The organism is Bacillus sp. FSL M7-1020 (assembly GCF_038050415.1).
In the GTDB taxonomy this organism is placed as follows: Bacteria; Bacillota; Bacilli; order Bacillales; family Bacillaceae_G; genus Bacillus_A; species Bacillus_A toyonensis.
The window spans coordinates 2591064-2616277 of sequence record NZ_JBBOTW010000001.1 but is presented as its reverse complement, the minus strand read 5'-3'; the positions used below and the strand labels follow the sequence as shown (position 1 = coordinate 2616277).

Genomic DNA, 25214 nt, shown 5'->3' with positions numbered 1-25214 from the left:
TTTTAGAATTTAAATTATCTGATTAATATGATAATACTTTATGATAAGTTGTATATAAAGATAAGATAAAAAGGATGATAAGCATGCAAAAGAGACCAGACGCAAATGAATATAATCCGTATTATTCAACGTACATAAATTTAATACCAAATGGAGATATCATACGTATTCTAGAGCAACAAATGAAGGAAACAAATCTTTTATTGAAAGATATTTCTGATAGTGAGGGACATTTTCGATATGCTCCTAATAAATGGAGTATAAAAGAAGTAATCGGTCATATTGTGGATACTGAACGTATTATGGCATATCGATTGCTTTCCATAGCAAGAGGCGAGACAGCAGAACTTCCTGGATATAACGATGATATGTATGTTCTTAGAGCAGCTTTTGATAAGCAATCTATGCAAGATCTTCTTGAGAATTTAATAGTTGTTCGCCAATCTACTGTGCATTTGCTTAAAAGTTTAGATAAAGAAGCCTGGTTACAAAGGGGAATCGCGAACAATTCTGAAGTCACGGTTCTTGCATTAGCAAACATTATCGCTGGTCATGAGCTTCATCATCGTCAAATTATAAAAGAACGTTATTTGGGTTCTAATGCATATCCAGCATGTTAAAATAAAAAAATAGTAGTACCTGCAAAAGAAGGAAGAAATGCATACCAAGTGTATATAAACGATAGTATGTTGTCTAAAAAAGAGCTTGAGAAAGTTTTACTTTCGGTGGTGGAATAGTGCGTGGTATGTAGAGACTAAATGAAAAACGGTGAAAGTAATAACTGATTCGTTTTTTATACTCATAATATTATTATGTAAACAAATTTAACGGATGTACATTTGTTAAATGATTCAATATTTTTGATTTTTCTATGGCTGTATCAGTATGATGTTCTTAGGGGGATCATATGTGTAAATACAAAAGGGTCATAGCGATTTCAGGAAGTATTAGGGAAGGGTCATCCAACACAAACGTATTAAAAACTTTAGCAGCATTTATTCCAGAAGGTATAGATTACACTATTTATAATGGGATAGGGGAACTACCTCATTTTAATCCGGATGTAGATCGAGTTGGAGCACCGATTGTTGTTGAAAAATTTCGAAAGACATTAAGTGAGGCACATGCACTTATTATTTGTACACCAGAGTACGCAAAAAGTATTCCAGGAGTTTTGAAGAATGCATTAGAATGGCTTGTTTCATCAGCGGAACTTTATAAAAAGCCAGTTGCTATTATAACAGCTTCACCGTCGATTGCTGGAGGGGATAAAGCTCATGAATCATTATTACTTACGCTAGGTATGCTAGATACAATTGTCGTTCAAAATGGTTCGCTATTAATCTCATCAGCGCGCACTAAATTTAGTAATGATGCAAAGGTAACAGATGAGGATACAAAGGAAGCTCTTATCTCTTTAGTTCAAAGTGTAGTAGACGAGATAAAGAAATAATGATTTAGTTCGTATTAAAGTGAAAATGGACTTTTATAATAATAAAAGATAAAAGCAATGCTACGGTTAGTTCAAATGTAGCACTGCTTTTTTATATAGTTAAATATATGTACTCAAAATCTCCCCAGGCAATCCATCAATCTCGCAAACTTTTTCAGATGTAAAACCGAAGTTTAATAATATTTTACGAGAGGGGATATTATTCGGATCAATAATTGCTTTTAATACGTTTACTTCTGTTTGCTTCGCTATATGCATTAATTCCTTTGCAATCGCACTACCATATCTCTTTCCCCAGTATCCTGGCAAAATCATATAACCAATTTCAGCCTCTTTTTCATTTTCCTCACTGAGTGTAACGTGTCCAAGGCCGATATATTCATTTGTAATAGAGTCATACACTTTATAGGAGCCAAATAGCCGATGCTTTTCGTTGCGCTTTAACAATTTTTCAAAGTCATTTTGTGCCTCATCTAACGGAATGGCACGCTCGGTAATTTGCGCCATCACTTCTTCATTTGATACGAGTTGGAAATATTGATTGAAATCTGTTGCTCCATATTTAGTAAAATATAGCTTTTGCATAATATTCCTCCAAACCAATTTTTATTTGTTCTTCAGAAAAGAAAAAGTAAGCTAAATCGTAATTTCAATTTGATTACCTTCCGGATCGCCTATCACACTTTCGTAATATCCATCTCCAGTGAAACGAGGTCCACTTAATAAAGGGTAACCATCATCTTGTAATGTTGTAGTAAATGTATTTACACGTTCTTCACTACCGACAGAAAAAGCCATATGTGCATAGCCAGTTATATGAAGGTTAGGCTGGTTTTCTATACCTTTTTTACGCATTAGTTCGATCCTTGCTCCAGATTCGAACGTAATAAAATAAGATTCAAATTGTTTCGCTTCATTATGATATAAAGAGTTTGATTTACCGTTAAAGTATTTTATATAAAAATCACGCATTAATTCTAAATCATTTACCCAAATTGCGATATGTTCAATTTTCATAGGTTCCACCAATCCTATCTGTACTAATTAGGCTTTCACTGTATAAAAACTGTATTTATATTACAAGGGATTTGATTTGGCAAAAAAGATAATTTTTAATTTTTAGTTGTGTCCGTACATACAATGTGTAATTAAGTGAATGACTTACATAGGAATTACAGAAAAGGATGAATGAGGCTTATGAGTCAATTTGAGCAAATGATGTACGCTGGTGTCATTATGTCTATTGTACTTTCCGTAATGATATTGGGGTCTGTATATTATAATCCTCGTCTATCATTAAATGATTATCCGAAAGATATTCAAAAGGTAGTTCTTCCGAAATCAATTCATGAAAAAAAGCAAACGATTTACTTTAATATTGCATACAATATAATTCTTTTCGGTACTCCTTTCGTTTCTACATATATACTACATCAACAAGAAAAATTATTGTATATTGAAGCTTATTTACATACTTTAGGCATTTTAATGATCTTCAATTTAGTAGATTTAATTATAATTGATTGGCTTATTTTTTGCTGGATTACTCCGAGGTTTGTTGTTATTCCTTGTACGGATGGGATGAAGGGATATAAAGATTACATGTTCCATTTAAGAGGGGCTATAGTCGGTACTTCATTTTTAGCAATTGTAAGTTTATTTCTGGCAGGAATTGCAACGACTATTTAGTAAAAAGAAAAAGGATTAGAAACGTTTATATAAGATAAAGAGATTGATAATTTATAGAATTAAAAATGAGAATTTGATACTATTGGAGTAAAGGGTTTTAATAACGGTATATTAGGCAGTGTAAATATATCATTGCAAATGTTTTGATATTCCGTGAAATTACCTAATTTTATGGGAGCATTTCATAAAACCCAAAAAAAGCAATGGAGGCTAATATGAAAAAAATAATTGGCGCAGCAACAGCAACAGTTTTTGGATTGGGGGCTTTTACTACATCTGCTATCGCAGAAACGATCGTAACAGCGGATGTACTCAACGTACGTGAAAAGCCAACTACGGAATCAAAAGTTATCGAAAAAGTAAAAGAAGGACAAAAGTTAAAAGTAATAAATACCGAAGAAGGATGGTCAAAAATTGATTTAAATGGTAAAGAATTGTTTGTAAGTTCGGAGTTTACAAAAGATATTTATCATGTAACAGCAAACTTGTTAAATGTACGCTCTGAAGCAAACACAGAATCAGAAATTCTTGGTAGACTGAAAAAAGATGATGTAATTGAATCAACGCATCAAGCAAAAGACGGATGGCTACAATTTGAGTATAAAGGAAAAACAGCTTATGCAAATGTTTCTTTCCTATCAAGTACAGCACCAAGTGAAAAGAAAGCTGGAGAGAAAACGAAGCAAGTAGCGAAAGTACAAAAAGCGGTAAAAGCTAAGGAAGAAGCCAAAACGCAGAAAGTAGCAAAAATACAGGAAATAGCAAAAACAAAAGAAACAACAAAAATGCTGGAAGAAGTAAAAGTACAAGAAGTAGCAAAAGGTAAGGAAGAAAAGAAAGTGCAAGAAATAGCGAAGCCTAAAGAAGAAACAAAAGTACAAGAAATAGCGAAGCCTAAGGAAGAAGCAAAAGTAAAAGAGGTAGAAAAAGTTAAAGAAGAAGCGAAAGCCCAAGAAATAGCAAAGGCTAAGGAAGAAGCGAAAGCCCAAGAAATAGCAAAGGCTAAAGAAGAAGCGAAAGCCCAAGAAATAGCAAAGGCTAAAGAAGAAGCAAAAGCCCAAGAAATAGCAAAGGCTAAGGAAGAAGCAAAAGCCCAAGAAATAGCAAGGGCTAAGGAAGAAGCGAAAGCCCAAGAAATAGCAAGGGCTAAGGAAGAAGCGAAAGCTCGAGAAATAGAAAAGGCTAAAGAAGAAGCGAAAGCAAAAGAAGAATCTAAAAATAACACACAGTCTGCTAAACGTGAATTAACGGTAGTAGCGACAGCATATACTGCTGATCCAAGTGAAAATGGTACATATGGTGGACGCGTTTTAACTGCGATGGGGCATGATTTAACGGCTAATCCGAATATGAGAATTATTGCAGTTGATCCGAAAGTAATTCCTTTAGGATCTAAAGTATGGGTAGAAGGTTATGGAGAAGCTATCGCTGGAGATACCGGAAGTGCAATTAAAGGTAATCGCATTGATGTTTTAATGGGGTCAAAAAGTAAAGCTATGAATTGGGGAAGACAAACCGTTAAAGTGAAAATTCTATAATATATATAGTTATCTAGATAGAAGTCAGTTCTCTTTATTGAGGCTGGCTTTTATTTTTTGAGTTAGTGTGATTCATTGAGAAATTGACAAGAACAGTATGATGGCAACGAAGGGTTAATATATAATGAAATATATAAATTAAATTATTTGCTAAGCACTTTCACTCATATTCGTGTAATTAAGTTCAAAGGATAGGTGTATTGTATGAAAGAAGTAAGAGAAATTATTGAAACAAAGAAACAAGGTGTATTTGAATTGTATATAAAAGAAACCGAAGAAAAGTTAGGTGTTGTTTTCCCAGCACAATATAGAGATCTTTTTAAATTAGTAAATAACGCTGAAATAGGGGAATGGATATTATATCCTATTAAAGATAATAAAAATGTAGCAAAAACTTGGGATGATGTAGTTAGACAAAATATTGAGTTGAGAGATGAATATATATCTGAAGACCTTATGATAATTGGTGACGATGGTTCAGGGGATAAATTGTGCTTTAAAATACATAACGGAATAGTTTGTGATGAAATATATATTTGGTATCACGAAGATGCGGAAAGGGAAGAAATAGCCCGAAATTTAAAAGGATTTATTATAGAAACTATGCAGGAAGACGATGCTTTTTAGTGTTAATTAATATAATATGGTGGATCACATTTATATAAAGCGAGGATGGAATATGACAACGGAATTATATGGCGCATATTGCAATGAAAAGAAAGGGTATAGAGTAATCGAAGGGAAAGATTTGTATAATCATTATTTCGGCGATCAAGATTGTCATTTACCAGTATGTAAGTTATGTGGTGAGAAGATGCACCAAATCATTTGTTTTGATTTGAATGATGAGCGGCTTGCTGAACTTAAAAGTGGAGAACTAAATATTTTACCATTAGTTTCATGCTTGAATTGTGCAATGGTGTGGGAGCCACAATATTTCCAATTAAGTAATGGAGGTAAAACAGTTCAAATTATACGGCAAGAAAATACAGAAGAATGGGTAATGGAAGAGGAAGATAAGCTTCCAGTTTCATTACCAAAAACAACTGTAAAGCTTATAAATATGAAAAATGAAGATATACCTACTGATGAGAATAGTTACTGGGAAGCTTTTGACTTGTTCGGTTCAGAATATGTTTGTAGATTATTAGGGGCACCATTATATGAAGATCTTCCAGAGGATTTTGCATGTCCAACTTGCTCTAAAGAAATGAAGTATGTTGCTACAATTACACAAGATATTAAGGAACGGAAACTTATTTCAGTAGTTGATTTCCAGTTCGGGGAAATGAATATATATTTTTATTTATGTAAAGATTGTTCAATTATAAAAACCAAAATATAAAGTACATAACGAAAATAAGACTGACATATTCTGTCGGTCTTATTTTTGTATCGTTACATCATTAAGAATCGCATGAAATATATCTTTTTGCGTAAAAGCATCTGTAAAAACAGTCTCCCTATTCACTACAATTGTATCGTGAGGATTGTACCATTTTCGTAATGAATCCTCTCCAAACTCAATTCGTTTTTCTCTTGTATTATGGCGTCTGATCGTTTCTTCTAATGATAAATCGAAGTAGTATGTATACGCGTTTCCATCAAAGTGGTGTATTAATTCTTTCAGCATATTACCGTATCTACGACTGTTTAAAATACCTTCTAAAATAACAAATTCACATTTTCCTTTTCCATACTTTGTAATTTCAAATAGTAAATCATGAGATAAGTTACCCATTGTGTCGTGTACTTTTAGCATATCTCTACGCACGACATCTTGTGAGACTAATAGTGTACCTTGCCCGAAATGTTCTTGCAGTTCCTTTGCGATTGTTGTTTTGCCACTTGCGGAGTTTCCCCGAAGGATAATTAAAGTTGATTTTTGTATAGGATTAGACATCATATATTTCCCCCAACATCTTTGATTGTATAGAAAATTTTAACAAATAAAGTGAGGAAAGTGTATAATCAATATGATAGAAATAAAAAAGGTGAGAGCTAGATGGAAGATACATTAAATAAAGTGCAGCCGATTTGGAATTGAATTTGGTTTCGGTATTTAGGGGCATTTTTAATTGTACAATTCATTTTTATTATTTGTGATGTTACTGAATGGAAACCAAACTTTAGACTGGGCGGAGAGTTTTTTAATAGAGTTTTACATTCTCAATTTTTCACGGAATGGTTCACACCATATAAAATCTCGCAATTGAATGTATTTACAATATTTTTTGCGATAACATTACTACCATATGCACTAGTAGGTGCAAGTAAAGATGTAATAGTAAAGAAAAATATACAGGAACAATAGAGGTGTCACATGCTTTTTCAAAAAGGAGATTTATTGGTTAGGTACGTAATAGAAGATGACGCACCTATCATGTCTAAATGGTTAACAGACCCAGAAGTTTTGCAGTATTACGAAGGACGCGATAATCCGCAATCTGTAGAAATGGTGCTTACTCATTTTATACATAATCCAAACAGCCATGAAAAAAGATGTTTAATAGAATTTGATGAAGTGCCGATCGGATACATTCAAATGTACCAAGTTGATTCTGAATGGAAAGCGTTATATGGATATGAAGAATCGCAAAATATATGGGGGATGGATCAATTTATCGGAGAACCGACCTTTTGGGGAAAGGGAATCGGAACAAAACTCGTTCAAGCAGCGATTACATATATTGTAGAGAACGTGGGGGCGGAAGCAATCGCAATGGATCCAAAAGTAAATAATGAACGTGCGATAAAGTGTTATGAAAAATGCGGATTTAAAAAAGTGAAGATTTTAAAGGAACATGAACTGCATGAGGGGAAATTAGAAGATTGTTGGATGATAGAATATAAACAACTATAGTGAATATCCAATGGCTTATACAAACAAAGGGGATGAGCGAAATGAAAAAAGCATTAATAGTAATTGATGTACAAGCAGGTATGTATACAGCAGGAATACCAGTACATAATGGGGAAAAGTTTTTAGAAACATTACAAGAACTCATTGGGGAATGTCGCTCAAATGATATTCCGGTTATGTATGTCCAACATAACGGGCCAAAAGATCACCCGTTAGAAAAAGGGACAGATGGCTGGGAGGTGCATGCGGCAATTGCACCAAAAGAGGGTGATAGTATCGTTGAAAAGACGACGCCAGATTCATTCCATAAAACAAACTTAAACGAAGTGTTACAAGAAAAAGGAATTGAACATGTTATTATTTCAGGCATGCAAACAGAGTACTGTGTGGATACGACAACGCGCAGAGCATGTAGTGAAGGGTATAAAGTAACGTTAGTAAGTGATGCACATAGTACATTTGATACAGATGTGTTACGTGCTGAAGATATTGTGAAGCATCATAACGTAGTGTTTGGAGCGTTTGCTGATGTTGTGACGTTAAAAGATTTGAAAGTGGCTGCCTCTAAATAAGAGGCAGTTTTTTATTTGAAGATAACATATCAAATATTGTTGGTAAGTCTATATAATTTCATGTACCGAAATGATAGTACAGAAAAAGGAGCCCACATGATTAAAAAGGGAGCTCCTTCATCAAGATGTTACTTCTTCTTATCTTTATCCAATACATTCTGTTCTTCAGCAAACTCCGTACCATATGCAAATCGGCGATTAATATGAATATTATCGTTGTGATGTCTTGTGTGTGAGTTAGAGAAGCGATGTACAATTACTTCTGATAATGTGAAGACAATCGCTGAAAGGATACTTCCCCATGCAATTTGCATGTAGTTGTCTAATAAAATATTACCGAAAATCCAAACGCTTAAATACGCTAATAAGAAATCTGTCATAATGGCACCAGTATTGCCAATGCGATTTAAAATAATTTTATCAACGAACATATAAGATACGATTGTCACAAAAAGACTGAATGAAATAATTTGGACGAACGTTGCAGGGAAAAATAAAGCTAGTCCGATACTAAATGCGATAATGCATGATATGAATTTGATAAGTACTACAGTAAAACCATTCAATAGTTACACCTCCGATTTATACATAGTTTTGCAATAAACTCAGGAGTTCATACATTGTAACTAATATATTTAAATAAAACTTTTTCATGTTCGAATTTATGTCTAAATATTAAAAAAATAACAAAAAAATGTTATAGTAAAATGAGAGTATATGACATTTTTAGGTAAGGGGTGAATCCAAATGTGGATTACTTCAGAAGTAGAAATTCCAGATGAGCTAATCGATCATCTTGAACAAGGAAAGTTAGTATTGTTTGTTGGAGCGGGAGTTTCTATGAAAGGGAAATCAAACTTACCGAATTTTGATGATTTAGTTGATGAAATTGCAAAAACTTTATATGTCGAAAAGCGTGAAATAACAGAACCTCATGATTATTATCTTGGTAAAATTGCGAAAACAAAAGATGTACATCAAGTTGCAAAAGACCTAGTTCATATAGAAACGTCAAAACCAAATCCGCTTCATTTTGCAATTCCGAGGTTGTTTCCTTTAGATACAGAAGTTCGCATTGTAACGACGAATTTTGATCGACATTTTACAACTGCGATGAACGAAATGAATAGAGAATTAAATGTTTATTATGCACCTGCTTTACCTACAGGTAGAGCGTTTAAAGGGCTTGCTTACATACATGGAAATATAGAACAAGAAAAGGAAGCTTTAATTTTAACAGATGGTGATTTTGGAAGGGCTTACTTAACGGAAGGATGGGCGAGAAGATTTTTAGTTGATTTATTCTCCAATTACACCGTTTTATTCGTTGGGTATAGCCATAATGACCCAGTAATGAAATATTTAGCAACTGGTTTACCACCAAGTACAAGGCGCTATGCATTTGTCGCACAAGGAGAAAATACGTATCACTGGGAACATTTAGGGATAAGGCCGATTGTGTATCCGAATAAATCAAATAATCACCAGTCCCTCGTCAAAGCGGTAAAACGCTGGGCGGAATTAATGGGGGATAATTATATTACAAAAAGAATGCGTATTCGTGACATTGTAACAGTGCCACCATCAGTAGAGCAGGAACAATTATCCTACATAAAACAGTCCATTAAAAAAATTGAAACTGTTCGATATTTTGTTGAATTTGCCCGAGATTATGAATGGGTGGAATGGCTTGAAGCAGAGGGGAAATTACGAAATTTATTTTTGCTTACGTCAACCTATGATGAAGTAGATGAATTGCTTGCAGAATGGTTGGTGGAACAATTTCTTTTTAGTCATCAGAAAGAATTATTTCAATTGATTTTTAAAAATCATTCTAAAATATCCCCGTTATTATGGAGAACAATTTGCAGCTATTTAAACGAGACGAAGATCAAAATGGACCCATTGTTGTTTGCAAGATGGACACTCCTTTTATTAGAAACAGCTGAAAAAGATAGTAAATCTATAGAAAAAATCTCTTACTTATTGCAAAAGTGTTCTTTTCCTGAGCATAAAGAAATTGCTTTATTGTTACTAACGTTTATTTTGGACGGAAAACTTAAGTTGAAGCGTGAAAGAAAGTTAGGAAATGATACGCAAGAATCCATTGAACTCGAGGAATCGCGTCGGTTACCGGTGTCTACATTTTCTCATGTGGAGCAAATTTGGAATGAGAAGATGAGACCGCATATTTCTTATTACGCAGTTCCCATTTTGATGATGGGATTAGAGAAGATGCGAATGTTGTCATTAAGACGAACGGCACTGAAAAAAAGAAATAAGGAAAATGTAGAAAAAGAGTTTCATCAAAATGACCTTGCATTTTTAATTCAAATTGTAAAAGAGTGTCTAATCTATTTATGTGAAAACAATGAGAAAAAAGCGAATTATTATATTACAGAAATGATAGAAGCAAATAGTTTGCTTCAAAAGCGAATTGCAATTGATGCGATGAATAAAAATTTATTTGTTAGCGTAGATGATAAAATGAAATGGTTGTTACAGGAAGGGCTTCTTTTAGATGTCACATATAAACATGAGGTGTTTCAACTTTTAAAAAATCATTACGCACATTCTTTAGAAAAAACAAAGGAAGAAGTCATTCAAACTGCAACGAAGCACCTTGCAGAGGAGAGGGCATTTGATGTTTGTTTAGTCTTAGATTTATTATTCACTTGTGATTCAAATAGTCCATCAACAGCACAAGGATACGAGCTAATGAAACAGAAACATCCGCATTTTCATTCTGTTCTATACAGTGTACCTAAAAAAAAGGCTATCGAACAAAGTATTACTTGTAATGTAACTGCCGATGGATTACTGCAGCTGAAAGACGATGAAATCATGAACCAAATTCGGCAATTTTCGAATGACGGTGTTTTTGAACAACGTCATTTTTTAGAGATGTTATCAAAGGCATGTAAATTGAATACAGAGTGGAGTATTTCATTTGCGTACCAATTAGTAGGCATGCATGAAATAAGTAACGAAGTGTGGTTTGTTTGTATTAGAGAGTGGCGAAATAACCGGAGACTGACAAATGGGCAAATCCAAAAAATTATTCCGCTGTTACAGAAATTTGTTAGAAACACTGCGTTTCATTGGTTAATTAGTAGTTTTCTATATGAGATTAGTAATCGATTAGAAGAGTTAGAGGAGAATAGTATACGGTTTGTAAAACGTTTTGCTTTTTCGGTATTTCCTCAAGTTATGAAAAGCGATACAGATTTTAAGATTGGAAAACAAGACTTTTATAATGAGTCGATTCAGCATCCTGTTGGAAAAATGACAGCTGTATTATTAAAACTGTTATCATATGATCATTTATACGATCGCAATGTGTATGAATATTTATTTTTATTTGAAGAACAAGTAAGAGTAAGTTCTGAACGGACAAACTTTATGTTTGCGCGTTTAATAGCAGATATTACATTTTTATATCATATTGAGAAACAATGGTGCCGAAAATATTTGTTACCTTACTTAGAATTAAAGAAAGAAAATGAGATTACGAAATATGCTTGGGCAGGTCTATGTTATACGCAAATAAATTTACCTTTATTTACTGAAATGAAGAGGTTTATTAAGTATGCAGTAGAGCATTTAGAAGTTTTACACCCGCATACGAGGGAAGCTTTCTTGAAGTGGCTTAGTTTTGTATTTATAAAATGTGTGCTGTATTGGGAACAAAAAACAGATTGGCTATATCCGTTGCTTATACGAGAAAATGAAGAGAATAAAATTAAATTTATGCAACATTTATGCTATTACGTTAAAACATTAAGTGTAAAAGAACAACAAAAATTTTGGACAGCTTGGCTCAGTATATTTTTACGAGAACGACCAAAAATGGGTGAGATAACAACGAGAGAATATGTAATGATTTTACGTATTATTTTATACATGGATGAGATTTTAGAAAAAGGATTACGTATTTTGTCGCGTACATTTATAGATGTAAATGGAGAATGTGCAGGAGAGGAAATGAAACAGTTATTTATTGAAATGCTTGAAAAGAAAGAGAGTATGAAAGCGTATAAAGAAATGTATGCAAATGTGTTTTTCACTTTACTGCAAACACGTCAGGAAGCTGATTTTCTTGAAAATGAAATCATACAAATAAAAAAACGATTAGCCCAGTTTGGAATAGAAAAACACGTATTAAACTTAATAGAAAATGAGATGATTCGCATCGGAATTGTAATGGGGAATTTACAAGAAGAAATATAGGACGAAAGTGGAATTTTAAAAAATATATAAAAAACATATTGACAGTGTTTTGAAAAGCGTTCTATAATACGAATCATACTTATTCAATTTCAAAAACATTTGAATAAACAAAGTGCAATGAAGAGATCACAGTAGTGGTTAGTCTTACTGTAACAGAGAGCTGGTGGTTGGTGTGAACCAGTACAGGGATAATCATGAATTACAGTCTTGGAGCATCTTTTTCGTAGTAAAGATAGGATTGTCTTTATGAAGAAAGAGCGGTCAATTGATCGTTAACAGTGAAGAGAGGTAGACGGAAAGTTAGTCTACAACTAGGGTGGTACCGCGATAAATATCGTCCCTACTGATTTATTCAGTAGGGACTTTTTGTATTTTAGTGGTCCAACTTGAAAATAAAATAGTCATGCATTGAAAGGAAAAGCAGTAGTTGTTGTTTCCCTGTAACAGAGAGCTGGTGGTTGGTGCGAACCAGTACAAAAACAAGAGCGAATTACAGTCCTGGAGCATCTTTTTCGTAGTAAAGATAGTATTGTCTTTATGAAGGGAAAGACGGTCACATTGATCGTTAACAAGGAAGAGAGGTAGACGAAAGAAGTCTACAACTAGGGTGGTACCGCGATAAATATCGTCCCTACTGATTGGATCAGTAGGGCTTTTTTGTACAAAAAAAGTGATTTTCAGCTAGTAGCTAGTGTCTTTGTGGTAATTATTAGTTTAAGATAAGAAGAGGTATCGATTCCACTTTAAATTTGTATAATTAACCAGTTCAGAAAATAGAGAATTTTTCATTCTCTTACTATACTTTTAAAACATTAGAGGAGGATTTCCAAATGGCAAATCATGAATTAGATCAATTACGTAAACAGGTAGATGAAATTAACTTACAACTATTACACCTTTTAAACAAACGTGGTGAAATCGTTCAAAAAATCGGGGAGCAAAAGCAAGTACAAGGTACGAAACGCTTTGATCCAGTACGTGAGCGTGAAGTACTTGATATGATCGCAGAGCACAACGAAGGACCATTCGAAACGTCAACAGTTCAACATATTTTCAAAACAATCTTCAAAGCTAGCTTAGAATTACAAGAAGATGATAACCGTAAGGCGTTATTAGTATCACGTAAAAAGAAACAAGAAAATACAATCGTTAATGTAAAAGGTGAATTGATTGGGGACGGAACACAAACGTTCATCATGGGGCCTTGTGCAGTAGAAAGCTTAGAGCAAGTTCGCCAAGTAGGGCAAGCTATGAAAGACCAAGGCTTAAAATTAATGCGCGGTGGTGCTTTCAAACCGAGAACATCTCCATATGATTTCCAAGGTTTAGGAGTAGAAGGGTTACAAATTTTACGCCAAGTAGCAGATGAGTTCGACTTAGCGATTATTAGTGAAATTTTAAATCCGAACGATGTTGAAATGGCATTAGAATACGTTGATGTAATTCAAGTTGGCGCACGTAACATGCAAAACTTCGATTTACTACGAGCTGTAGGTAAAGTTAATAAACCAGTATTACTAAAACGTGGATTAGCAGCAACAATTGATGAGTTCATTAATGCAGCAGAATACATTATTGCGCAAGGTAATGACCAAATTATTCTTTGTGAGCGCGGTATCCGCACATACGAAAGAGCAACACGTAACACATTAGACATTTCTGCAGTACCGATTTTAAAGAAAGAAACACATTTACCAGTTATCGTTGACGTAACACATTCAACTGGACGTAGAGATTTATTATTACCAACAGCGAAAGCGGCACTTGCTATTGGAGCTGATGCAGTAATGGCTGAAGTTCATCCAGATCCAGCAGTTGCATTATCAGATTCTGCACAACAAATGGACATTCCAGAATTCCATAGATTCATGGATGAGTTAAAAGGTTTCAAAAATAAATTATCTTAATTCCATATCATATATGCGCTGAAGAGGAAACAGTAGTGCTTATCTCACTGTTAAAGAGAGCTGATGGTCGGTGTGAATCAGTACAAAGATAAGCATGAATTACAGCCTTGGAGCATCTTTCCCGACAACTTTTGGAGGGGAGGACGGTCAAACGATCGTTAAAGAAGAAGAGAGGTAGACGATAGTTGTCTACAACTAGGGTGGTACCGCGATAAACATCGTCCCTACTGAGCGCTCAGTAGGGACTTTTTTGTACAAAAAAATAGTAAAGGGGCAAAAGAAATGAGATACATTACAGCTGGAGAATCACATGGTCCGCAGTTAACAGTTATTTTAGAAGGTGTACCGGCAGGTTTAACATTAACAGCGGAACATATTAATAAGGAATTATTAAGAAGACAAAAAGGACATGGGCGCGGAAGACGCATGCAAATTGAAACAGATACAGTTGAAATTGTAAGTGGTGTTCGTCACGGGATGACACTTGGCTCACCGATTACGTTAATCGTAAAAAATGATGATTTCAAACATTGGACGAAAGTAATGGGTGCAGACCCGATTTCAGAGCAAGAAAGTAAAGAAATGAAACGCACAATTACAAAACCACGTCCAGGACATGCAGATTTAAACGGAGCTATTAAATACGGTCATCGTGATATAAGAAACGTATTAGAGCGCTCATCTGCAAGAGAAACGACAGTTCGTGTAGCTGCTGGAGCAGTTGCGAAACAAATTTTGAAAGAGTTAGGTGTGGAAATTGCAGGGCATGTGCTTGAAATTGGTGGGGTGCAAGCGAAGCATATTTCCAACTTATCAATTGAAGAGATTCAAACGATAACTGAAAATTCACCTGTTCGATGTTTAGATAAAGAAGTAGAACAAGAGATGATGGATGCGATCGATAATGCAAAAAGTAGTGGAGATTCAATCGGTGGTATTGTCGAAGTCATTGCAGAAGGTATGCCAATTGGTGTTGGTAGTTACGTTCATTACGATCGTAAATTAGATGCAAAACTCGCTGGTGCTATTATGAGTATTAATGCATTTAAAGGTGCTGAAATTGGTGTTGGTTTTGAAGCGGCAAGACAGCCAGGAAGTAAAGTGCACGATGAAATCCTTTGGGATGAAGAAAAAGGATACACGAGAAAAACGAATAATGCCGGCGGTTTAGAAGGTGGTATGACAACGGGAATGCCGATTGTTGTAAGAGGTGTTATGAAGCCGATTCCTACATTATACAAACCGTTAGCAAGCGTTGATATTGATACGAAAGAAGCATTCCAAGCGAGTATTGAAAGATCTGATAGTTGCGCAGTACCAGCAGCAGGTGTAGTAGCTGAATCTGTTGTGGCATGGGAACTTGCAGATGCACTAGTCGAACAATTCGGAAAAGATCGTATGGAATTATTAAAGCAAAACATTACAGAACATAACAAATACGCAAAAGAATTTTAAAAAAGGTGGGTTTAACATGCAAGTAAAAGATCAACTATCATCCTTACAACCATATAAACCAGGTAAATCACCAGAACAAATGAAAGAAGTGTACGGAGATCATTCGTTTGTGAAATTAGCATCAAATGAAAATCCATTCGGTTGTTCGCCACGAGTGTTAGAAGAGTTGCAAAAATCGTGGTTAGAACATGCTTTATATCCTGACGGAGGTGCTACAACGCTCCGTCAAACAATTGCAGAGAAATTACAAGTCCAAATGGAACAAATACTTTGCGGTAGTGGTTTAGATGAGGTCATTCAAATAATAAGTCGCGCCGTACTTCGAGCTGGAGATAACATCGTAACGGCAGGTGCAACATTCCCACAGTACCGTCATCATGCAATTATTGAAGGTTGTGAAGTGAAAGAAGTTGCTTTAAATAACGGTGTATACGACTTAGATGAAATTTCGTCAGCAGTTGATAACAATACGAAAATCATTTGGCTTTGTAATCCGAACAACCCTACAGGCACATATGTGAATGAGCAAAAATTGACTCAGTTCATTGAAAGCATTAGTGAAAATACGTTAATTGTCATTGATGAAGCGTACTATGAATACGTAACAGCAAAAGATTTCCCTGAGACATTACCGCTTCTAGAAAAACATAACAACATTCTTGTACTTAGAACGTTTTCTAAAGCGTACGGATTAGCATCTTTTCGCGTTGGTTATGCGATTGGACAGGAAGAGTTAATCGAGAAATTAAATGTCGTACGTTTGCCATTTAACGTATCTTCATTAGCGCAAAAAGCAGCAACGATTGCTTTTAACGATGAAGCGTTTATTGAAGAAATTGTACGTGTTAATACAGAGGGAATACAACAATACGAAAGTTTTTGTAAGGAAAACGAATTTCCATTTTATCCGTCACAAACAAACTTCATCTTCTTACCGGTAGAGAATGGTGGAGAGATTTATGAAGCTTGTGCACACGCAGGGTTTATTATTCGTCCGTTCCCGAATGGTGTCCGTATTACAGTCGGCACAAGGGAGCAAAATGAAGGAGTGATTTCAGTGTTAAAACAACACTTTGAAAATAAGAAAAATAAGTCTCGAGATGAGGCAAATGTGTAAAAAGGTAGTATTAATTGGAACAGGCTTAATAGGAGGTTCTCTCGCATTAGCAATTAAGAAAGAGCACGATGTAACGATAACAGGTTATGACATATTTCAAGAGCAAGTAGAGCGTGCGAAAGAATTACACGTAGTAGATGAAGTAGCAGTAGATTTACAGCGTGCATGTGAAGAGGCACATTTAATTGTTTTTGCTTCTCCAGTTGAAGAAACGAAGAAGTTATTACACAAATTAGCGTCATTTCGTTTACGAGAAGATGTGATAGTGACCGATGTTGGTAGTACAAAAGGAACAATTATGAACGAAGCGGAAGCTTTATTTTCAAAGGAAATTTCTTTCATTGGTGGACATCCGATGGCAGGTTCTCATAAAACTGGGGTTGAAAGTGCAAAAGCACATTTATTTGAAAATGCATTTTACATTTTAACACCGATGAACCATGTGCCAAATGAACAAGTGGAAGAACTAAAAGGTTGGTTAAAGGGAACGGGGTCTCATTTTCTCGTTTTAAATACAGAAGAGCATGATTATGTAACAGGAATCGTTAGTCATTTTCCGCATCTTATCGCAGCAGGGTTAGTCAAGCAAGTGGAGAAACATGCAGGAGATAATCCGCTCATTCATCAGCTAGCTGCTGGCGGATTTAAAGACATTACACGCATTGCATCTAGTAGCCCGAAAATGTGGAGTGATATTGTAAAGCAAAATCGTGAGCATTTAATGGTATTATTAAAAGAGTGGATCTCTGAAATGGAAGAATTATATGATACTGTTTCTACTGGAGATGCAGGCGAGATTCAAAACTATTTTGCAGATGCGAAAGAATACCGTGATTCTTTACCAGTACGAAAAAGAGGGGCAATTCCTGCCTATCACGACTTATACGTCGATGTTTTAGATAAAGTAGGGGCATTGGCTCATATTACGAGTATTTTGGCGCGTGAAGAAATTAGTATTACGAACTTGCAAATATTAGAAGCGCGAGAAGGATTGCTTGGCGTATTACGCATTAGCTTCCAAAGAGAAGAAGATCGTATGAAAGCGAAACTAGCGCTTGGAGAAGAAGAATACCAAACTTATGAAACAATTTAAATGAGAAGGTGAAAACGTGAAAGAAAGAACGATACAACCTATAAATAGCGGATTGAACGGCAACATTACAATTCCAGGTGATAAGTCCATTTCACATCGTGCTGTTATGTTCGGCGCAATTGCAGAAGGAAAAACGACAATTAAAGGTTTCTTGCCCGGTGCAGACTGTTTAAGTACGATTTCGTGCTTTAAGGAAATGGGAGTAGAAATCACGCAAAATGGTGATGAAGTAACTGTAGTTGGAAAAGGAATTGAAGGCTTACAAGAACCGAAAGCTGTATTAGATGTTGGTAATTCTGGTACAACGATACGATTAATGTCAGGAATATTAGCAAATACACCATTTTTCTCTTGCGTACAAGGTGATGCGTCTATCGCAAAAAGACCGATGAAACGTGTTACAAATCCATTAAAACAAATGGGCGCAAAAATTGATGGCCGAGAAGAAGGAACGTTTACGCCGCTCACAATACGTGGCGGAGATTTAAAAGCAATTGAGTATATTTCTCCTGTTGCAAGTGCACAAGTAAAGTCAGCTATTTTACTTGCAGGTCTTCGGGCAGAAGGTGTAACAGCTGTTACAGAACCACATATTTCGCGTGATCACACGGAAAGAATGCTTGAAGCATTCGGTGTTAACGTAACTCGTGAGGGAAAAACAGTGAAACTTGCAGGTGGACAGAAGTTAACAGCGACAGACGTTCAAGTACCAGGTGACGTATCATCAGCAGCATTTTTCTTAGTAGCGGGAGCAATTATTCCAAATAGTAAACTAGTATTACAAAATGTAGGAATGAATCCAACTCGTACAGGTATTATTGATGTTTTAGAGACAATGGGTGCTACATTTACTGTAGAGCCGATTAACGAAGGGGCATCAGAACCAGCTGCAAACATTACGATTGAAACATCTTCATTAAAAGGAATTGAAATTGGTGGGGATATTATTCCAAGACTAATCGATGAAATTCCAGTTATCGCTTTAGCGGCAACACAAGCAGAAGGTATTACAGTTATTAAAGATGCACACGAGTTAAAAGTAAAAGAAACGAACCGTATTGATACAGTCGTTGCGGAGTTAACGAAACTAGGAGCTCGCATAGAAGCAACTGATGATGGCATGATTATATACGGAAAATCAGCTCTAAAAGGCAGTACAGTAAATAGTTACGGTGATCACCGCATCGGAATGATGCTTGCGATTGCTGGCTGTCTAGCAGAGGGAAAAACAACAATTGAAGATGCAGAAGCAGTAGGTGTATCATACCCTACATTCTTTGAAGAACTTCAAAAGTTAGCAAAATAAGGTGATGAGAAGCAGATACATTATGTATCTGCTTTTTTATGTTAGTTGTTGTAAAATCGATATTTTTTGTTGAAACGTCTGTGTAATTTCACTTACAGAACTACAATAGTAAGAATTATGATACAATTCAATCAGGGAATGGAGGAGAATTATATGAATGTCATACAATTACAAGAAGATAAATTTAGAGAAGCATTACGTTTATCAGAATACGCTTTTCAATATAAAGTAAATGAGGAACGATTGCAGCAGCAAATCACTCGAATGAAAGAAAGTCATGAAATATACGGCATTATGGAAGGGGAAGACTTAGCAGCAAAACTACATCTTATTCCATTTCATATATACATAGGAAAAGAAACATTTAAAATGGGCGGCGTTGCAGGGGTAGCGACGTATCCTGAGTATAGAAGAAGTGGGTATGTAAAAGAGCTACTTCAGCATTCTCTTCAAACGATGAAAAAAGATGGATATACAGTATCGATGTTACATCCATTTTCTGTTTCATTTTACCGTAAATACGGCTGGGAACTTTGTGCGGATCTTCTCGTATGTCATATGACTAAGAGCGATTTAGTTATGAAAAAACAAGTAAATGGCACCGTGAAACGTTTCAATAAAGAAAATCATCCAGAAGAAGTCGAGAAGCTATATGAAACCTTTGCAGAACGTGTTTCAGGTATGTTAGTTCGAGAGAAGAACTGGTGGTTACAAGTAGTTTATGATGATTTAGCATTAGCGATTTACTATGATGAAAATAAAACGGCAGCTGGTTACATGTTATATAAAATAGAAAACTATAAAATGACAGTAGAAGAATTTGTACCACTGCATAATGAAGCACGAAATGGTCTGTGGAACTTTATTTGCCAGCATGATTCTATGATTAAAGAACTTGAAATGACAGTAAGTGAAAACGAACCGTTGTTATATACATTGCAAGAGCCACGCGTGAAGACAGAAGTGAAACCATATTTTATGGGCAGAATTGTAGATGTAGAGCAGTTCTTAAAACAATATGAATTTAACTGGAACGATGTACAGCAAGAAGTGATCTTACATATTACAGATTCATTTGCTCCGTGGAATAACGTAGTAGTGAGACTTGCAAATCATGAATTAACAATTGTAGAAGAAGCAACGGAAAAAGGAATCAAACTGGATATAAATGCACTATCGACAATAATGTTTGGATACAAACGTCCATTAGAACTAAACGAACTTGAATTAATTAGCGGAAGCGAAGAGGCAATGCGGTCATTTGAGAATTTAGTACCAGTGCGTAAGCCGTTTATTTATGATTTCTTTTAATTAATACACTGTGCAATGTGTCATTAAAAAAGTACTATAATGAAAAACAGTTATTATAGTACTTTTCTATTAATAGAATGAAAGCATTATTTTAGGAGGGGAAATAGAATGATTAGGCAAGCTGTAGGCGCAATCATATTCCAAAATAGTGAATTTTTATTGGTACATAAGGTAAAAATAAGCGATATAGAAGGAGAATACAATTTGTCAAAGGGGGAGTGGGATTTTCCTAAAGGCGGATTAAAACATACAGATAATGACTTAGAAAGTGCTATATTGAGAGAGCTTGAAGAAGAAACCGGTTCAAAAAAGTTTATAGTTATGAAACAAATGGAAGATAAAATTTGCTTTGAGTTTCCTGAAGAATTAAAAGTGAAAACTGGATTTGAAAAACAAGAAACAACTATGTTTTATGTAGAATATATAGGTGATAGAACAGATTTGAATCCAAAAGATAATGAAATAAGTCAAGTTCAATTTTTTAAAACACAAGATATATTGAGCATTTTAAGTCACGATGATACAAAGAATTTTTTTGAAGTGTTAATTCAAAAAATGCATTGAAATCTAAGTGAGTGTGTTATTTGAAAATGCTACATTTGCGTAGTCACACACTTGACTTTTAATCCATCTAATTTATAATTAAAAACGGAATGAATTTTCATTCCTGAAAATTGAGGTGAGAAAAATGGCTAAAAATAAACAAGAAGACATTTTTGAAGCAGCTATACAACTATTCGCAGAGCGTGGTTACGATGGTACGACAATTCCGATGATCGCTGAAAAAGCCAATGTCGGCGCTGGTACGATTTATCGCTATTTTGAAAATAAAGAGGCACTCGTTAACTCATTATTTTCAAAAAGTATGTTGCAACTATCTGAAATGATAAAAACAGATTTTCCTGTTGCAGCAAATATTCGTGAACAGTTTAGTCATACGTACAACCGTTTATTTGAATTTGCGAGAAACAATGTGGATGCTTTTCTTTTTACAAATTCTCACTGTGATAGTTATTTTCTTGATGAACAGAGTAAGAAAATATTTGACGATTTTATAGGCTTCTTTATGAATATTATAGAAGATGGAATCGCAAAAGGGTTTCTCCGTCCATTGCCTCCAGTTGCATTAATTATCATTGTATACCAACCGCTAGAAAAATTAACTAAAGTAATGGCAACGGGGCAATTAGAATACTCAAAAGAATTAGTAAAAGAATTGGAAGAAAGCTCTTGGAATGCTATTAGAATCATTTGATTCTATAGCTTTATAAGGACAGGAATGAACATTCATTCCGTTAAAGGTAATTTAATAGAGTTTTAAAAATAATTTAATAGAGTTTTAAAAATAATTTAATAGAGTTTTAAAAATAATTTAATAGAGTGATAGGAATGAATGTTCATTCCGAACTTAACATGAAACGCTAAAAACGGGAGATGATTCAAATGAGCAAGTTAAAAAGTTGGAGAAGTTTATCTTTTCTATTATGGATAGTTATTACTATTACAATGGTCGTAACGATGCCTAATATGGATAAACTAGTGAAGGAAAAAGGGAAAATTACAATCCCTAATACAGAACAAAGCAGTATTGCTGACAAGATGATCAAAGAAATGGATAAAGAAGGAGTTGAAAAATACGAAGTTATCGCCGTATTTAATAGTGACAATAAAACAGCTTTAACTACTGAGCAAAAAGAGGAAATAACAAAAACAATCAACGCTTTGCAAAATGAAAAAGAGCAATTAGGAATTAAGGAAGTTGTTTCACATTTAGATAATAAAGAATTGGAGAAACAATTAGTTTCTAAAGATAATACGACTATTTTAACGCAAATATCAATAGATAAAAAGCATGGTGAAATATCAAAAGTTGCAAATAATCTTCATAAAAAAGTGCAAACGAAAGGAGTAAAAACGTACTTAACAGGAAGTGACTTAATAGCGGGTGATTTTCTTACATCCTCTCAAGAGGGAGTGAAAAAGACTGAAGTTATTTCAATTATTTTCATTCTTATAGTATTAATCATTGTATTCCGTTCACCAATTGTTCCAATTGTTTCTCTTCTTACAGTTGGTATATCGTATTTAGTTTCAATGGGTATTATTGCTCATCTTGTAGATCAATTTAATTTTCCGTTTTCTAACTTTACGCAAGTGTTTGTAGTTGTCGTACTGTTTGGAGTAGGAACAGATTACAACATTTTATTATATACGAGGTTTAAAGAAGAATTAAGTAAACAAGAAAATGTATTTTTGGCCACGAAAGAAACATTTAAATCGGCAGTTAAAACCGTTTTATATAGCGGGATAGCGGTGCTAATTGGTTTTGCATCACTTGCTTTAGCGAGTTTTAAATTATATCAATCTACTTCAGCGGTAGCAATTGGTGTTTTAGTATTACTACTCGTAATAACCACTTTAAATCCATTTTTTATGGTGCTTTTAGGAAAAGGAATGTTTTATCCAGTTAAAACATTTAAAGGTCATGAGGATAGCCGTTTATGGGGATTCTTTGCTAAAAATTCAGTAGCAAGACCATTTGTTGCTTTAATCATCGTATTCGTGATATCGATTCCTTTCGTATTAAAATACTCTAATACACTGAATTACAATGATTTGTTTGAAGTGGATAATAAGTATGAATCAAAAATGGGTATTAATGTGATAGAAGAACATTTTCCACCAGGATTTTCTTCACCAAGTACGTTAGTGATTCAATCTAACAAAAAATTAGATGAAGGAACGTCTCTACAAACTTTAGATGAATTAACTGATAAAATTTCGAAAGTTAAAGGTGTTTCAGAAGTATATGCACCGACGCGTCCAACTGGTGATAAGATAAAAGAATTATATTTAAATAAACAAGCGGGAGAACTAAATACTGGTTTAGGCGATGCCAATGGTGGCATAAAGGAAATTAATGATGGCTTAACGGATGCGAAAGATAAAATGGGTAGTAATGACTCAAATAGTCTTGCAAATGTTCAAAAGTTAATTGATGGAACGAACGAAGCGAAAAATGGAGTATCAGCATTAGGAACAGCTTTAAATCAATTATCCATTGGCATAAACGAAGGTGCACAAGGAGCGCAGCAAATTGAGAGTGGGTTAACTTCAGTAAATGAAAATATAAATGTCCTATCGGGTGCAACGTCACAGCTTCATGCTGGTTATGCACAGTTAGAAAAGGGTTTAAGTTCTTACGATCAATACTTCGGAAGTATTTCTCAAGCGATTGACGGTGCGAAAAAAGGATATGAACAAATTGAAGTGTTAATGACTAATTTCATTCAAACGAAACCAGAAGTAGCAAATGATCCTAATGTACAGCAAACGATAGGAATTGCGAAGGAAGCTCAAAAGCAATTAAGTGGACTTTCAAAAGAATTAAATCAATTAGCAGTGCAACATAAAGCTGCGGTGAATTCATTTAAAGAAGCGAATCAATCATTACTGAAAGTAGATAACGGCATAAAGGAAATGAATAATGGCGTTACCAAGTTACAAAAAGGAGCTGCCGGACTAAAAACTGGATTAAACGAAGGAGCTACAGGTTCAAAACAAATTGCAAACAAATCATCTGAGCTACAATCCGGCTTAACAAAAATAAATGATGGGCAAGGGCAGCTTTTAACTGGATTGAAAGACCTGCAAGAAAAGATGGGGCAATTACAATCCGGCTTATCTAAAAGTACAGAAGGGCTTGGAAAAGTAAGTAACGGCCTAGGGGATGCTCAGAAATATTTAGGCGAGCTTAATGAGTCAAAAAGCTCTGAGAAATTTTATATTCCTAAAGAAGTGTTAGCGGGAGAAGATTTCCAAAAAGCATTGAATACGTACATGTCACATGATAGAAAGACTGCTAAAATGACAATCATTTTAGACGTAAATCCGTATTCAAAAGAAGCGATGCCAATCATTCAAGAAATTAATAAAACGATAGATGGTACGCTAAATGGTACTGAATTAAAAACGGCGAAAAAAGCGATCGGCGGGACAACAGCTAGAAATGTTGATTTAAAAGAAGTAACCGGGCAAGATTTCTTGCGTACAGCTACGATTATGTTGATTGGAATTGCGATTGTATTAATCGTAATTACACGCTCATTACTAAACACAATATTTATTATTGGCTCATTACTATTAGCGTACTTTGCATCACTTGGTATAAGCGAACAAATTAGTGCACATGTATTACATGTAGATTTATTAAGCTGGAATGTTCCATTCTTTAGCTTCATTATGATTGTCGCTTTAGGAGTGGATTATAGTATTTTCGTAATGATGCGCTATAACGAGATAGAAGGGGATTCGGTAACGAAAATTGTAACTGCATCTCGTCATATAGGAGGAGTTGTATTATCAGCGGCGCTAATTTTAGGCGGGACATTTGCCGCATTAATTCCATCAGGTGTATTGACACTTATACAAGTAGCATCAGTTGTTGGCGTTGCACTATTACTATTAGCTTTAATCGTGATACCGATATTGTTACCTGCTTTAATAGGATTAACGAGTAAATTGAAGAGTTATAAAGAGAAAATAATAAATACGAAATAAGAAAAAACTGTAGGGAATGTTTTCCCTACAGTTTTTTCTGTATATAAAAATTAAAAATAGGAAATTAATCCAATGTATTACAGAGTGAGAATCGATAAAAACTATCCGATTTCATTGTAG

General features: G+C 34.7%; 23 protein-coding genes and 3 other annotated features. Of the genes, 19 read left to right on the top strand and 4 right to left on the bottom strand.

Features of this window, described 5'->3' with window-relative positions:
- Positions 1 to 83: 83 nt before the first annotated feature.
- Together MHB70_RS13360 and MHB70_RS13355 are read left to right on the top strand one after the other, a co-directional pair.
- Positions 84 to 620, top strand: coding sequence for a DinB family protein (locus MHB70_RS13360; RefSeq protein WP_001172119.1), 537 nt, complete (start codon positions 84 to 86; stop codon positions 618 to 620).
- Between the two features lie 287 nt (positions 621 to 907).
- Positions 908 to 1453, top strand: coding sequence for an NADPH-dependent FMN reductase (locus MHB70_RS13355; protein WP_000335421.1), 546 nt, complete (start codon positions 908 to 910; stop codon positions 1451 to 1453).
- A 99-nt stretch (positions 1454 to 1552) separates the two neighbouring features.
- On the opposite strand, the gene MHB70_RS13350 is transcribed toward MHB70_RS13355, so the two are convergent.
- Complete coding sequence (locus MHB70_RS13350; protein ID WP_001171007.1) at positions 1553 to 2038, bottom strand: GNAT family N-acetyltransferase; 486 nt, start codon at positions 2036 to 2038, stop codon at positions 1553 to 1555.
- Between the two features lie 51 nt (positions 2039 to 2089).
- Positions 2090 to 2470 carry a VOC family protein gene (locus MHB70_RS13345; protein ID WP_000687538.1) on the bottom strand — a complete coding sequence of 127 codons (381 nt, stop codon included), beginning with the start codon at positions 2468 to 2470 and terminating at the stop codon, positions 2090 to 2092.
- A gap of 180 nt (positions 2471 to 2650) precedes the next feature.
- Between MHB70_RS13345 and MHB70_RS13340 the strand changes: the two genes are divergently transcribed.
- The 4 genes from MHB70_RS13340 (at position 2651) to MHB70_RS13325 (ending at position 6025) form a co-directional block, all read left to right on the top strand.
- On the top strand, positions 2651 to 3142 hold the full coding sequence (locus tag MHB70_RS13340) for a hypothetical protein (protein ID WP_000077241.1): 492 nt from the start codon (positions 2651 to 2653) through the stop codon (positions 3140 to 3142).
- Positions 3143 to 3357: 215 nt separating this feature from the next.
- A complete protein-coding gene (gene entB, locus MHB70_RS13335; RefSeq protein ID WP_061529523.1) occupies positions 3358 to 4680 on the top strand; it encodes a cell wall-binding protein EntB in 1323 nt (440 codons plus the stop codon).
- A 204-nt stretch (positions 4681 to 4884) separates the two neighbouring features.
- Positions 4885 to 5307: an SMI1/KNR4 family protein gene (locus MHB70_RS13330; protein ID WP_000665933.1), complete on the top strand. Its 423-nt coding sequence runs from the start codon at positions 4885 to 4887 to the stop codon at positions 5305 to 5307.
- A gap of 52 nt (positions 5308 to 5359) precedes the next feature.
- Positions 5360 to 6025 (top strand): hypothetical protein, encoded by a 666-nt coding sequence (locus tag MHB70_RS13325; protein ID WP_000206092.1) that lies wholly within the window; start codon positions 5360 to 5362, stop codon positions 6023 to 6025.
- 39 nt (positions 6026 to 6064) lie between these two features.
- Here the strand turns inward: MHB70_RS13325 and MHB70_RS13320 are convergent, their stop codons facing one another.
- Positions 6065 to 6586 (bottom strand): kinase, encoded by a 522-nt coding sequence (locus MHB70_RS13320; protein WP_000987481.1) that lies wholly within the window; start codon positions 6584 to 6586, stop codon positions 6065 to 6067.
- A gap of 141 nt (positions 6587 to 6727) precedes the next feature.
- On the opposite strand from MHB70_RS13320, the gene MHB70_RS13315 reads away from it, so the two are divergent.
- The 3 genes from MHB70_RS13315 to MHB70_RS13305 are packed head-to-tail and all read left to right on the top strand — an operon-like array spanning position 6728 to position 8115.
- Positions 6728 to 6994, top strand: a complete 267-nt coding sequence (locus tag MHB70_RS13315) for a YfzA family protein (protein ID WP_225988035.1) — start codon at positions 6728 to 6730, stop codon at positions 6992 to 6994.
- Positions 6995 to 7003: 9 nt separating this feature from the next.
- Positions 7004 to 7543, top strand: coding sequence for a GNAT family N-acetyltransferase (locus MHB70_RS13310; protein WP_000898791.1), 540 nt, complete (start codon positions 7004 to 7006; stop codon positions 7541 to 7543).
- Between the two features lie 41 nt (positions 7544 to 7584).
- Positions 7585 to 8115, top strand: a complete 531-nt coding sequence (locus tag MHB70_RS13305) for a cysteine hydrolase family protein (protein ID WP_000709520.1) — start codon at positions 7585 to 7587, stop codon at positions 8113 to 8115.
- A 128-nt stretch (positions 8116 to 8243) separates the two neighbouring features.
- Here MHB70_RS13305 and MHB70_RS13300 read toward each other — a convergent pair whose 3' ends face one another.
- Positions 8244 to 8681, bottom strand: coding sequence for a YndM family protein (locus MHB70_RS13300; RefSeq protein WP_001013100.1), 438 nt, complete (start codon positions 8679 to 8681; stop codon positions 8244 to 8246).
- A 181-nt stretch (positions 8682 to 8862) separates the two neighbouring features.
- Here MHB70_RS13300 and MHB70_RS13295 point away from each other — a divergent pair, with 181 nt between their 5' ends.
- The 10 genes from MHB70_RS13295 to MHB70_RS13250 all read left to right on the top strand — a co-directional run bounded on the left by MHB70_RS13295 (position 8863) and on the right by MHB70_RS13250 (position 25094).
- Entirely contained in the window at positions 8863 to 12345 is a 3483-nt protein-coding gene (locus MHB70_RS13295; protein ID WP_097927338.1) for a DUF4020 domain-containing protein, read from the top strand.
- Between the two features lie 108 nt (positions 12346 to 12453).
- Positions 12454 to 12690, top strand: a binding site (T-box leader).
- 54 nt (positions 12691 to 12744) lie between these two features.
- Positions 12745 to 12981 (top strand) — a binding site (T-box leader).
- A 194-nt stretch (positions 12982 to 13175) separates the two neighbouring features.
- Positions 13176 to 14252, top strand: coding sequence for a bifunctional 3-deoxy-7-phosphoheptulonate synthase/chorismate mutase (locus MHB70_RS13290; RefSeq protein ID WP_001273577.1), 1077 nt, complete (start codon positions 13176 to 13178; stop codon positions 14250 to 14252).
- Between the two features lie 9 nt (positions 14253 to 14261).
- Positions 14262 to 14481 (top strand) — a binding site (T-box leader).
- A 53-nt stretch (positions 14482 to 14534) separates the two neighbouring features.
- A complete protein-coding gene (gene aroC, locus MHB70_RS13285; RefSeq protein ID WP_001269419.1) occupies positions 14535 to 15707 on the top strand; it encodes a chorismate synthase in 1173 nt (390 codons plus the stop codon).
- A gap of 16 nt (positions 15708 to 15723) precedes the next feature.
- Positions 15724 to 16824 carry a histidinol-phosphate transaminase gene (gene hisC / locus MHB70_RS13280; protein WP_001197267.1) on the top strand — a complete coding sequence of 367 codons (1101 nt, stop codon included), beginning with the start codon at positions 15724 to 15726 and terminating at the stop codon, positions 16822 to 16824.
- Positions 16817 to 17917 carry a prephenate dehydrogenase gene (tyrA, locus tag MHB70_RS13275; RefSeq protein WP_000335164.1) on the top strand — a complete coding sequence of 367 codons (1101 nt, stop codon included), beginning with the start codon at positions 16817 to 16819 and terminating at the stop codon, positions 17915 to 17917. The genes hisC and tyrA overlap by 8 nt, the downstream gene beginning before the upstream one ends.
- Before the next feature lie 16 nt (positions 17918 to 17933).
- Positions 17934 to 19223 carry a 3-phosphoshikimate 1-carboxyvinyltransferase gene (gene aroA, locus MHB70_RS13270; RefSeq protein ID WP_000664599.1) on the top strand — a complete coding sequence of 430 codons (1290 nt, stop codon included), beginning with the start codon at positions 17934 to 17936 and terminating at the stop codon, positions 19221 to 19223.
- A 153-nt stretch (positions 19224 to 19376) separates the two neighbouring features.
- A complete protein-coding gene (locus MHB70_RS13265) occupies positions 19377 to 20534 on the top strand; it encodes a GNAT family N-acetyltransferase (RefSeq protein WP_001100940.1) in 1158 nt (385 codons plus the stop codon).
- 108 nt (positions 20535 to 20642) lie between these two features.
- Positions 20643 to 21098 carry an NUDIX domain-containing protein gene (locus tag MHB70_RS13260; protein ID WP_000620963.1) on the top strand — a complete coding sequence of 152 codons (456 nt, stop codon included), beginning with the start codon at positions 20643 to 20645 and terminating at the stop codon, positions 21096 to 21098.
- Between the two features lie 124 nt (positions 21099 to 21222).
- Positions 21223 to 21789 carry a TetR/AcrR family transcriptional regulator gene (locus MHB70_RS13255; protein WP_061529525.1) on the top strand — a complete coding sequence of 189 codons (567 nt, stop codon included), beginning with the start codon at positions 21223 to 21225 and terminating at the stop codon, positions 21787 to 21789.
- Between the two features lie 188 nt (positions 21790 to 21977).
- The gene (locus tag MHB70_RS13250) at positions 21978 to 25094 is read left to right on the top strand and encodes an MMPL family transporter (RefSeq protein WP_061529526.1); all 3117 of its coding nucleotides are present in this window, start codon (positions 21978 to 21980) and stop codon (positions 25092 to 25094) included.
- The last annotated feature ends 120 nt before the right edge of the window (positions 25095 to 25214 follow it).

What these genes read in the sequence shown, in the direction of transcription:
- MHB70_RS13360 (WP_001172119.1), top strand. Translation starts at nt 84, where the DNA reads ATGCAAAAGAGACCAGACGCAAATGAATATAATCCGTATTATTCAACG.
- MHB70_RS13355 (WP_000335421.1), top strand. Translation starts at nt 908, where the DNA reads ATGTGTAAATACAAAAGGGTCATAGCGATTTCAGGAAGTATTAGGGAA.
- MHB70_RS13350 (WP_001171007.1), bottom strand. Translation starts at nt 2,038, where the DNA reads ATGCAAAAGCTATATTTTACTAAATATGGAGCAACAGATTTCAATCAA.
- MHB70_RS13345 (WP_000687538.1), bottom strand. Translation starts at nt 2,470, where the DNA reads ATGAAAATTGAACATATCGCAATTTGGGTAAATGATTTAGAATTAATG.
- MHB70_RS13340 (WP_000077241.1), top strand. Translation starts at nt 2,651, where the DNA reads ATGAGTCAATTTGAGCAAATGATGTACGCTGGTGTCATTATGTCTATT.
- entB (WP_061529523.1), top strand. Translation starts at nt 3,358, where the DNA reads ATGAAAAAAATAATTGGCGCAGCAACAGCAACAGTTTTTGGATTGGGG.
- MHB70_RS13330 (WP_000665933.1), top strand. Translation starts at nt 4,885, where the DNA reads ATGAAAGAAGTAAGAGAAATTATTGAAACAAAGAAACAAGGTGTATTT.
- MHB70_RS13325 (WP_000206092.1), top strand. Translation starts at nt 5,360, where the DNA reads ATGACAACGGAATTATATGGCGCATATTGCAATGAAAAGAAAGGGTAT.
- MHB70_RS13320 (WP_000987481.1), bottom strand. Translation starts at nt 6,586, where the DNA reads ATGATGTCTAATCCTATACAAAAATCAACTTTAATTATCCTTCGGGGA.
- MHB70_RS13310 (WP_000898791.1), top strand. Translation starts at nt 7,004, where the DNA reads ATGCTTTTTCAAAAAGGAGATTTATTGGTTAGGTACGTAATAGAAGAT.
- MHB70_RS13305 (WP_000709520.1), top strand. Translation starts at nt 7,585, where the DNA reads ATGAAAAAAGCATTAATAGTAATTGATGTACAAGCAGGTATGTATACA.
- MHB70_RS13295 (WP_097927338.1), top strand. Translation starts at nt 8,863, where the DNA reads ATGTGGATTACTTCAGAAGTAGAAATTCCAGATGAGCTAATCGATCAT.
- MHB70_RS13290 (WP_001273577.1), top strand. Translation starts at nt 13,176, where the DNA reads ATGGCAAATCATGAATTAGATCAATTACGTAAACAGGTAGATGAAATT.
- aroC (WP_001269419.1), top strand. Translation starts at nt 14,535, where the DNA reads ATGAGATACATTACAGCTGGAGAATCACATGGTCCGCAGTTAACAGTT.
- hisC (WP_001197267.1), top strand. Translation starts at nt 15,724, where the DNA reads ATGCAAGTAAAAGATCAACTATCATCCTTACAACCATATAAACCAGGT.
- tyrA (WP_000335164.1), top strand. Translation starts at nt 16,817, where the DNA reads ATGTGTAAAAAGGTAGTATTAATTGGAACAGGCTTAATAGGAGGTTCT.
- MHB70_RS13265 (WP_001100940.1), top strand. Translation starts at nt 19,377, where the DNA reads ATGAATGTCATACAATTACAAGAAGATAAATTTAGAGAAGCATTACGT.
- MHB70_RS13260 (WP_000620963.1), top strand. Translation starts at nt 20,643, where the DNA reads ATGATTAGGCAAGCTGTAGGCGCAATCATATTCCAAAATAGTGAATTT.
- MHB70_RS13255 (WP_061529525.1), top strand. Translation starts at nt 21,223, where the DNA reads ATGGCTAAAAATAAACAAGAAGACATTTTTGAAGCAGCTATACAACTA.
- MHB70_RS13250 (WP_061529526.1), top strand. Translation starts at nt 21,978, where the DNA reads ATGAGCAAGTTAAAAAGTTGGAGAAGTTTATCTTTTCTATTATGGATA.